The sequence below is a fragment of the Streptomyces pseudogriseolus genome (assembly GCA_002154585.1).
GTDB lineage: Bacteria > Actinomycetota > Actinomycetes > Streptomycetales > Streptomycetaceae > Streptomyces > Streptomyces pseudogriseolus.
Window position 1 is genome coordinate 1 of the sequence record MUNG01000192.1, and the last position, 9,222, is coordinate 9,222.

Consider the following 9,222-nt stretch of genomic DNA (forward strand, 5'->3'; position numbering starts at 1 on the left):
CGCCCACACCCCGGCCTCCGAGGGCGGTACGCCCCGGGACACCGGCGCCGCCGGCTCCGCGCCCGGCCAGGACCGCGACCGCGCCCCGGCACACCCCGACCACCCCTTCGCCCACTCCGGCAGCGGCGACGGACAGACTCCCCGGCGCCCCGAGGAGCGGCGCCGCGGCGGGCTGCTGATGGGCCGCCCCTTCGGCGTGCCCGTGTACGTGGCGCCCAGCTGGTTCCTCGTCGCCATCCTCATCACCTGGGTGTTCGGCGGCCAGATCGACCGCGTCCTGCCCGAGCTGGGCGCGGTCAGCTACCTGGTCTCCCTGTTCTTCGCGGTGGCCTTCTACGCCTCCGTGCTGGTGCACGAGCTCGCCCACACCCTCGCCGCCCTCCGCTTCAAGCTCCCGGTGCGCCGCATCCAGCTCCAGTTCTTCGGCGGCGTCTCCGAGATCGAGAAGGAGGCCGAGACACCCGGCAGGGAGTTCGTGCTGGCGTTCGTCGGCCCGCTGCTCTCCCTGGTGCTGGCCGGGCTGTTCTACCTCGGCCTGCTGGCCGTCGACCCCGGCAGCGTGCCCGGCGTGCTGCTGGCCGGACTGATGGTGTCCAACCTCATCGTGGCCGCCTTCAACCTGCTGCCCGGCCTGCCGCTGGACGGCGGCCGGATGCTCCGCGCGGTCGTCTGGGCGATCACCGGCCGGCCCATGACCGGCACCGTCGCCGCTGCCTGGGTGGGCCGCGCCCTCGCCGTCTGCGTGCTGATCGGACTGCCGCTGCTCACCCAGTCCGGGGCGCTCGGCTCCGACGCCGTGGACAACGTCGGCATGGACACCGTGCTGGACGCCCTGCTCGCCGCCATCCTCGCCGCGATCATCTGGACCGGCGCCGGCAACAGCCTGCGCATGGCACGCCTGCGCGAGCACCTGCCCGAGCTGCGGGCCCGCACCCTCACCCGCCGCGCCGTCCCCGTGGAGAGCGACACCCCGCTCTCCGAGGCGCTGCGCCGGGCCAACGCGGCCGGCGCCCGCGCCCTGGTCGTCGTCGACGCCGACGGCGTGCCCAGGTCCCTGGTGCGCGAGGCGGGCATCGTCGGCGTGCCGGAGCACCGGCGCCCCTGGGTGCCGGTCGGCACCCTCGCCCAGGACATCACCCACGGCATGCGCGTCTCCGCGGAACTGGCCGGGGAGGAGCTGCTGGACGCGCTGCGCGCGACGCCCGCCACCGAGTACCTGGTCGTCGAGGAGACCGGCGAGATCTACGGCGTGCTGTCCGCCGCCGACGTGGAGCGCGCCTTCGTCAAGGCCATGGCACGCCCCTCCTGACCCGTCACCCCGGCCGCCGGCCGTGGTCGGCGGGCCCTCCGCGGACCGGTAGGCTGGTCACATGTCCGAACCGACCGGTGCCGCCCGCAGGCGCGGGCCCTTCAAGGTCGGGGACCAGGTACAGCTGACCGACCCCAAGGGCCGCCACTACACGTTCACGCTCGAGGCCGGGAAGAACTTCCACACCCACAAGGGTTCCTTCCCCCACGACGAGCTGATCGGCGCTCCCGAGGGCAGCGTTGTCCGCACCACCGGGAACGTCGCCTATCTCGCGCTGCGCCCCCTGCTCCCCGACTACGTCCTGTCCATGCCCCGAGGGGCAGCCGTCGTCTACCCGAAGGACGCGGGGCAGATCCTCGCCTTCGCCGACATCTTCCCCGGCGCGCGCGTCGTCGAGGCCGGCGTGGGCTCCGGCTCGCTCAGCAGCTTCCTGCTGCGCGCCATCGGCGACCAGGGCATGCTGCACTCCTACGAGCGCCGCGAGGACTTCGCCGACATCGCCCGGCAGAACGTCGAGCGCTACTTCGGCGGCCCGCACCCCGCCTGGCAGCTCACCGTGGGCGACCTCCAGGACAACCTGTCCGACACGGACGTCGACCGCGTCATCCTCGACATGCTCGCCCCCTGGGAGTGCCTGGAGGCCGTATCCAAGGCGCTCGTCCCCGGCGGCATCCTCTGCTGCTACGTGGCCACCACCACGCAGCTCGCCCGGACCGTGGAGTCCATCCGGGAGATCGGCTGCTTCAACGAGCCGACCTCCTGGGAGACGATGATCCGCAACTGGCACATCGAGGGCCTGGCCGTCCGCCCCGACCACCGGATGATCGGCCACACCGGCTTCCTGCTCACCGCCCGCCGGCTCGCCGACGGCGTCGAGCCGCCCATGCGCCGGCGCCGCCCGGCCAAGGGCGCCTACGGCGAGGACTACTCCGGTCCCAACGCCGACGGAGGCACCGGCCGCTGACCCGGCCCGCACCCCCTCAACGCTCCGGCGCCGTGGCGCAGTTCCCGTACCTCAACGGGAACTGCGCCACGGCGCCGACGCATTGGCGTCCGGGCCCGTACCGGACCTCCACGGCCCTCCGCGCGACGACTGCGGACCCCGCCGTTCCCTCCGTCCTGTGACGTGTGGCACGATGCTGGCCACCCCCACCGGCACAGCCCTCACAGGAGACACTCCTCGTGCAGCCTTCCGCCGTTCCGGAGCTCGCCCACACGCACGCCCGGCCCATCCACTGGATGGCCACCGCCACGGCCGTCGCCGGTGTCGTGGCGCTCTCCTCCGTCCTCCAGCCCGACCACGCGACCGCCGCGGCGCCGGACGCCCCGCACACCAGGAGCGCCCCGGCAAAGGCGCTGCCGCCCGACCCGGACGGCGTGGAGTTCCCGCTCGACTGCGGTCCCGTGAAGCTCGTGGTGAAGAAGCAGGCGTCCGGCGACCTCGACGGCGACGGCCGCCCCGAGACGGCGGTCGCGGTCCACTGCGACGCCCCGATGGGCACCCCGCCCGACGGCGTCTACGTGCTCACACAGGCGGCCGGCAGCGCGGAGCCGCGCGTGGTGGCCACCCTCGTCGACCCCAAGGACCGCACCAACGTCGACGACTTCGCCGTACGCGGCGGGGACGTCACCGCCACACTGCTCGGCTACTCGTCCGCCGACGTGCCCAGTTGCTGCCCCGACGTGCGCGAGACCGTGAAGTGGCGCTGGGACAACGGCGCGTTCGTCCGGTCGACGCCGTCCGACGCGCGGAGCGTGTGACCCGCGCGCGGGCGCACGCCGGCCGCGCGCTCCCGGACGGTGAGAAACCGGACAGCCGTGACCCGTCGTGCGGCGGCGGTCACCCCGCGTCGGGCCCGTACACCTCGGCGCTGTCCGAAACGCGCCGGACGTGAATGCACTCCCCGGGGCACTCCTTCGCGGAGTCGACGACGTCCGTGAGGAGCGGCAGCGGCACGGGCGTTGCCGCGCCCTTGTCCTGGAGCAGCTCGTCCCGGTCGTTCTTCACGTACGCCAGACCGTCGATGTCCAGCTCGAACACCTCGGGCGCGTACTGGACGCAGATGCCGTCGCCGGTGCACAGATCCTGGTCGATCCAGACCTCCAGGGCCTCGGCGGCGGTTGCGGCCTCCTGCTGCACGATCGTCTCTCCTGCCCTGTGCTGCGCCGAGCCGTGCGGGAATTGGGCCAGCTCTGACGGGTGTTGAACACGTCGACCCTACCGCCGCCTGGGTTCCGATCATTCTCGGTGGGTATTCCCCTGGCGTGAGGGAGAGCGCAAGGGTGAAGATCGGACACACCCCGACCGTCTTTGTGATCTAGGGGTTTCAATCGACACCCGCCCAGGTAGGGTCTGGAAGCGTCCAGCTCCCCTTGGAGGAGGTGAGGACCGTGGCAGCCCACGACGACGACATGAACCGCGGCATCCGCCCGGGACGCGGGTCCGACGACCCGGCCGGGCAGATTGCCTACCTTGAGCAGGAGATCGCCGTCCTGCGACGCAAGCTCGCCGACTCTCCGCGGCACACGAGAATTCTCGAAGAGCGGATCGTCGAGCTGCAGACCAACCTGGCCGGCGTGTCCGCCCAGAACGAACGGCTGGCGACCACCCTCCGTGAGGCCCGCGACCAGATCGTGGCCCTCAAGGAGGAGGTCGACCGGCTCGCCCAGCCCCCGGCCGGCTTCGGCGTGTTCCTCGAGGCGAACGAGGACGGCACGGCCGACATCTTCACCGGCGGCCGCAAGCTGCGGGTGAACGTCAGCCCGAACGTCGAGCTGGAGGAGCTCCGGCGCGGCCAGGAAGTGATGCTCAACGAAGCGCTCAACGTGGTCGAGGCCATGGAGTTCGAGCGCGTGGGCGAGATCGTCACCCTCAAGGAGATCCTCGAGGACGGCGAGCGGGCCCTGGTGCTGGGCCACACCGACGAGGAACGGGTGGTGCGGCTCGCCGAGCCGCTGCTGGACGTCACCATCCGCGCCGGCGACGCCCTGCTCCTGGAGCCCCGCTCCGGGTACGTCTACGAGGTCGTGCCCAAGAGCGAGGTCGAGGAGCTCGTCCTCGAGGAAGTCCCCGACATCGGCTACGAGCAGATCGGCGGCCTCGGCAACCAGATCGAGGCCATCCGCGACGCGGTCGAGCTGCCGTACCTCTACCCGGACCTGTTCAAGGAGCACGAGCTGCGCCCGCCCAAGGGCGTCCTGCTCTACGGGCCCCCCGGTTGCGGCAAGACGCTCATCGCCAAGGCCGTGGCGAACTCGCTGGCCAAGAAGGTCGCCGAGGTCACCGGCCAGGCCGCAGGCAAGAGCTTCTTCCTCAACATCAAGGGCCCCGAGCTGCTGAACAAGTACGTCGGTGAGACCGAGCGGCAGATCCGCCTGGTCTTCCAGCGGGCCCGGGAGAAGGCCGGCGAGGGCACCCCCGTCATCGTCTTCTTCGACGAGATGGAGTCCCTCTTCCGCACCCGCGGCTCCGGCGTCAGCTCGGACGTGGAGAACACCATCGTCCCGCAGCTGCTCGCCGAGATCGACGGTGTCGAGGGCCTGCAGAACGTGGTCGTGATCGGCGCCTCCAACCGTGAGGACATGATCGACCCGGCCATCCTGCGCCCCGGCCGGCTGGACGTGAAGATCAAGATCGAGCGTCCGGACGCCGAGGCGGCCAAGGACATCTTCGGCAAGTACCTCACCGAGCGCCTCCCGCTGCACGGCGACGACCTCGCCGAGCACGGCGGCGACAAGGCCATGACGGTCCAGAGCATGATCCAGACCGCCGTGGAACAGATGTACGCGGAATCCGAGGAGAACCGCTTCCTGGAAGTCACCTACGCCAACGGCGACAAGGAAGTCCTGTACTTCAAGGACTTCAATTCCGGCGCCATGATCGAGAACATCGTGGGCCGCGCCAAGAAGATGGCGATCAAGGACTTCCTGGAGAAGAACCAGAAGGGCCTGCGCGTCTCCCACCTCCTCCAGGCCTGTGTGGACGAGTTCAAGGAGAACGAGGACCTGCCCAACACCACCAACCCGGACGACTGGGCCCGGATCTCCGGAAAGAAGGGCGAGCGGATTGTTTACATCCGCACCCTCATCACCGGAAAGCAGGGCGCGGACACCGGACGCTCCATCGACACGGTGGCGAACACCGGTCAGTACCTGTAAAAGCGAGGGCGGCTGCGGGTGCCCACCACGGGTACCCGCAGCCGACTGCTTTTCCGGTGCCACGGCTGGAGCACAGCAATGACGCAAATGATCTCCCCACCAGCGCAAAGGCGTTCTAGGCTCTTCCGTACCGCCGAGTCGCGCAGTGCGGGGACGGGCACCGCACACGCACCGGAGCGCCAGCGGTACTGCGGCGCCCCCGACCGGGGACGCCGCCGGGCAAGGAGGGCCGCATGACCGTACGGCGAGTAATGGGCATCGAGACGGAGTACGGAATCTCCGTTCCCGGCCACCCCAACGCCAATGCCATGCTCACCTCGTCCCAGATCGTGAACGCCTACGCGGCGGCGATGCACCGGGCCCGCCGGGCCCGCTGGGACTTCGAGGAGGAGAATCCGCTGCGGGACGCGCGAGGCTTCGACCTCGCCCGCGAGGCCGCCGACGCCAGCCAGCTCACCGACGAGGACATCGGCCTGGCCAACGTCATCCTGACCAACGGCGCGCGGCTCTACGTCGACCACGCCCATCCGGAGTACAGCGCCCCCGAGGTCACCAACCCGCGGGACGCCGTGCTGTGGGACAAGGCGGGCGAGCGGATCATGGCGGAGGCGGCGGAGCGGGCCGCGCAGCTTCCCGGCGCCCAGCCGATCCACCTGTACAAGAACAACACCGACAACAAGGGCGCGTCCTACGGCACGCACGAGAACTACCTGATGAAGCGGGAGACCCCCTTCTCGGACATCGTGCGCCATTTGACGCCGTTCTTCGTCTCCCGGCAGGTCTTCACCGGCGCCGGCCGGGTCGGCATCGGCCAGGACGGCCACGAGCACGGCTTCCAGATCAGCCAGCGGGCGGACTACTTCGAGGTCGAGGTCGGCCTCGAGACCACGCTGAAGCGCCCCATCATCAACACGCGCGACGAGCCACACGCGGACGCCGAGAAGTACCGGCGGCTGCACGTGATCATCGGCGACGCGAATCTTTCCGAGATCTCGACCTATCTCAAGCTCGGCACGACGGCTCTGGTGCTGTCCATGATCGAGGACGGGTTCATCGCGGTGGACCTGGCCGTCGACCAGCCGGTACGGACGCTGCACCAGGTGTCGCACGACCCCTCCCTGAAGCACCTCGTCACGCTGCGCAGCGGGCGGACCCTGACCGCCGTGCAGCTCCAGATGGAGTACTACGAGCTCGGCCGCAAGTACGTCGAGGAGCGCTTCGGGGCCGACGCCGACGAGCAGACCAAGGACGTCCTCGCCCGCTGGGAGGACACGCTCACCCGCCTGGAGAACGACCCGATGAGCCTCGCCGGCGAGCTGGACTGGGTCGCCAAGCGGGAGCTCATGGAGGGCTACCGGCGCCGGGACGGCCTCGACTGGGACGCGGCCCGGCTGCACCTGGTCGACCTCCAGTACGCCGACGTGCGCCCCGAGAAGGGCCTCTACAACCGTCTGGTGGCCCGCGGACGCATGAAGCGGCTGCTGGACGAGGCCGAGGTCGAGCGCGCCCGTACGGCGCCTCCGGAGGACACCCGCGCCTACTTCCGCGGGCGGTGCCTGGAGCAGTACGCCGACGACGTCGCGGCGGCCTCCTGGGACTCGGTGATCTTCGATCTGCCGGGCCGGGACTCGCTCCAGCGGGTGCCAACCCTGGAACCGCTTCGCGGAACGCGTAATCACGTCAAGGCGCTCCTGGACCGCTGCCGGACGGCGGAAGACCTGGTCAGGGTGTTGTCCGGCGGGTGAGCGGGTGATCCGCCGCCGCGCGGGTACCTGCGGGTGTCCGGGACGGACCGGCCCGGACAGGGTGGAAAACCGCCCGTCCGGGAATCATCGAGGTGGTCCCCGTACGTTGGAGCAACTGCGGGGGCATTGTCGGACCCGGCGAGTAGGGTCTGATCTTGACCGAGCAACTGTGTCGGGCGAACCGAGCGGGGTGAGGGTGATGGCGACCAAGGACACCGGCGGCGGACAGCAGAAGGCCACGCGGTCCACCGAGGAGGTCGAGGAGCAGGCGGCGGAGGCGCAGGCTTCGGAGGACCTCAAGGAGCGTCACGAGAAGCTCAGCGACGACGTGGACGACGTCCTGGACGAGATCGACGACGTGCTCGAGGCCAATGCCGAGGACTTCGTGCGGTCCTTCGTGCAGAAGGGCGGCGAGTAGCCTCACCGGCTTCGCCGGTTCGGCAACGGCAGTCGCCGCGGTGAGTGGTCGGTGGACACGTGGCGGTCACCGTGGTGAGACGTAGGGAGAGGGCGCCGTCCGCGGCCGGCCTGGGGCCGGCCGCGGGTGGCGTCCGCCCGGCTCCGGGGCGGGCCGAGGGGTTGTTCCAGAAGCTGTCGTCGTAAATGTGGATCATTGCTGTGGGGCGGGTAGGGTCCGTGGCGTAATGTGCTTCAACTGCAATTCGGCCATCGGCAAGTTGGGAGATGATCCCGACGCTGTTCGTCGGGCAGCTGCCTACCTGGAAGGAACTTCGTGGAAGCCAATACGACTGGCACCGGGCGACTGCCGGCTGCCTTCCTGACGCCGGGCTCCTCCTCCTTCATGGACTTCCTCTCCGAGCACCAGCCGGAGCTGCTGCCGGGCAGGAGGACGTTGCCGCCCGTGCAGGGCGTGATCGAGGCGCCGCACGGCACCACCATCGTGTCCGTCACCTTCCCCGGCGGTGTGGTCCTCGCCGGTGACCGGCGGGCCACCATGGGGAACGTGATCGCGCAGCGTGACATCGAAAAGGTGTTCCCGGCCGACGAGTACTCGGCCGTCGGCATCGCCGGCACGGCGGGCCTGGCGGTGGAGATGGTCAAGCTGTTCCAGCTCGAGCTCGAGCACTTCGAGAAGGTCGAGGGCGCGCAGCTGTCGCTGGAGGGCAAGGCGAACCGGCTGTCGACGATGATCCGCTCCAACCTGGGCATGGCCATGCAGGGCCTGGCCGTGGTGCCGCTCTTCGCCGGGTACGACGTGGACCGCGAGAAGGGGCGCATCTTCTCCTACGACGTCACCGGCGGACGGTCCGAGGAGCAGGGCTTCGCCGCGACCGGGTCCGGGTCGGTCTTCGCGCGCGGTGCGATGAAGAAGCTGTTCCGGGACGACCTGAGCGAGGCCGAGGCCACCACGCTGGTGGTGCAGGCGCTGTACGACGCGGCAGACGACGACTCGGCGACCGGTGGTCCCGATGTCGCCCGCCGGATCTATCCGATCGTCACCGTGATCACCGAGGACGGCTACCGCCGGCTCACCGAGGACGAGTCGTCCGACATCGCCCGGTCCGTGCTGGAGCGCAGGCTGGAGCAGCCGGACGGTCCGCGGGCCTCGCTGCTGTGACGCAGGGGCTCCAGTGACTTCTACAGAAAGGGACGGGTAACCGGTGTCGACGCCGTTCTATGTCTCACCTCAGCAGGCGATGGCCGACCGGGCGGAGTACGCCCGCAAGGGCATCGCCCGTGGCCGCAGCCTGGTCGTGCTGCAGTACGCCGACGGGATCGTGTTCGTCGGTGAGAACCCGTCCCGTGCGCTGCACAAGTTCAGCGAGATCTACGACCGGATCGGGTTCGCCGCGGCGGGCAAGTACAACGAGTACGAGAATCTGCGGATCGGTGGCGTGCGGTACGCCGATCTGCGGGGTTACACCTATGACCGCGGTGACGTCACCGCGCGCGGTCTGGCGAACGTGTACGCGCAGACGCTCGGCACGATCTTCTCCAGCGTGGGGGAGAAGCCGTACGAGGTGGAGCTGGTGGTGGCCGAGGTCGGGG

The 9,222-nt window shown here is 70.0% G+C and carries 10 protein-coding genes; 9 read left to right on the plus strand and 1 reads right to left on the minus strand.

Going from position 1 to position 9,222, the window contains the following annotated elements:
* The 3 genes from CCN29_RS18075 to CCN29_RS18085 form a co-directional block, all read left to right on the plus strand.
* Nucleotides 1-1,309, plus strand: a 1,309-nt coding sequence (locus CCN29_RS18075; protein ID WP_442538405.1) for a site-2 protease family protein, incomplete at its 5' end; no start/stop codon positions are given.
* 61 nt (nucleotides 1,310-1,370) lie between these two features.
* Nucleotides 1,371-2,273, plus strand: coding sequence for a tRNA (adenine-N1)-methyltransferase (locus CCN29_RS18080; protein WP_006132287.1), 903 nt, complete (start codon nucleotides 1,371-1,373; stop codon nucleotides 2,271-2,273).
* Between the two features lie 218 nt (nucleotides 2,274-2,491).
* Nucleotides 2,492-3,070 (plus strand): hypothetical protein, encoded by a 579-nt coding sequence (locus tag CCN29_RS18085; RefSeq protein WP_006132288.1) that lies wholly within the window; start codon nucleotides 2,492-2,494, stop codon nucleotides 3,068-3,070.
* Nucleotides 3,071-3,149: 79 nt separating this feature from the next.
* On the opposite strand, the gene CCN29_RS18090 is transcribed toward CCN29_RS18085, so the two are convergent.
* Nucleotides 3,150-3,449 (minus strand): ferredoxin, encoded by a 300-nt coding sequence (locus tag CCN29_RS18090; RefSeq protein WP_006132289.1) that lies wholly within the window; start codon nucleotides 3,447-3,449, stop codon nucleotides 3,150-3,152.
* 251 nt (nucleotides 3,450-3,700) lie between these two features.
* On the opposite strand from CCN29_RS18090, the gene arc reads away from it, so the two are divergent.
* The 6 genes from arc to prcA all read left to right on the plus strand — a co-directional run.
* Nucleotides 3,701-5,467, plus strand: coding sequence for a proteasome ATPase (gene arc / locus CCN29_RS18100; protein ID WP_006132290.1), 1,767 nt, complete (start codon nucleotides 3,701-3,703; stop codon nucleotides 5,465-5,467).
* 233 nt (nucleotides 5,468-5,700) lie between these two features.
* Nucleotides 5,701-7,212 carry a depupylase/deamidase Dop gene (gene dop / locus CCN29_RS18105; RefSeq protein ID WP_006132291.1) on the plus strand — a complete coding sequence of 504 codons (1,512 nt, stop codon included), beginning with the start codon at nucleotides 5,701-5,703 and terminating at the stop codon, nucleotides 7,210-7,212.
* Between the two features lie 199 nt (nucleotides 7,213-7,411).
* Entirely contained in the window at nucleotides 7,412-7,630 is a 219-nt protein-coding gene (locus CCN29_RS18110) for a ubiquitin-like protein Pup (protein WP_006132292.1), read from the plus strand.
* 187 nt (nucleotides 7,631-7,817) lie between these two features.
* On the plus strand, nucleotides 7,818-7,994 hold the full coding sequence (locus CCN29_RS18115; protein WP_373297259.1) for an endonuclease domain-containing protein: 177 nt from the start codon (nucleotides 7,818-7,820) through the stop codon (nucleotides 7,992-7,994).
* Nucleotides 7,946-8,791 (plus strand): proteasome subunit beta, encoded by an 846-nt coding sequence (gene prcB / locus CCN29_RS18120; RefSeq protein ID WP_006132293.1) that lies wholly within the window; start codon nucleotides 7,946-7,948, stop codon nucleotides 8,789-8,791. Before CCN29_RS18115 ends, prcB begins: the two co-directional genes overlap by 49 nt.
* A gap of 43 nt (nucleotides 8,792-8,834) precedes the next feature.
* Nucleotides 8,835-9,222, plus strand: a 388-nt coding sequence (gene prcA / locus CCN29_RS35980) for a proteasome subunit alpha (protein WP_442538406.1), incomplete at its 3' end; no start/stop codon positions are given.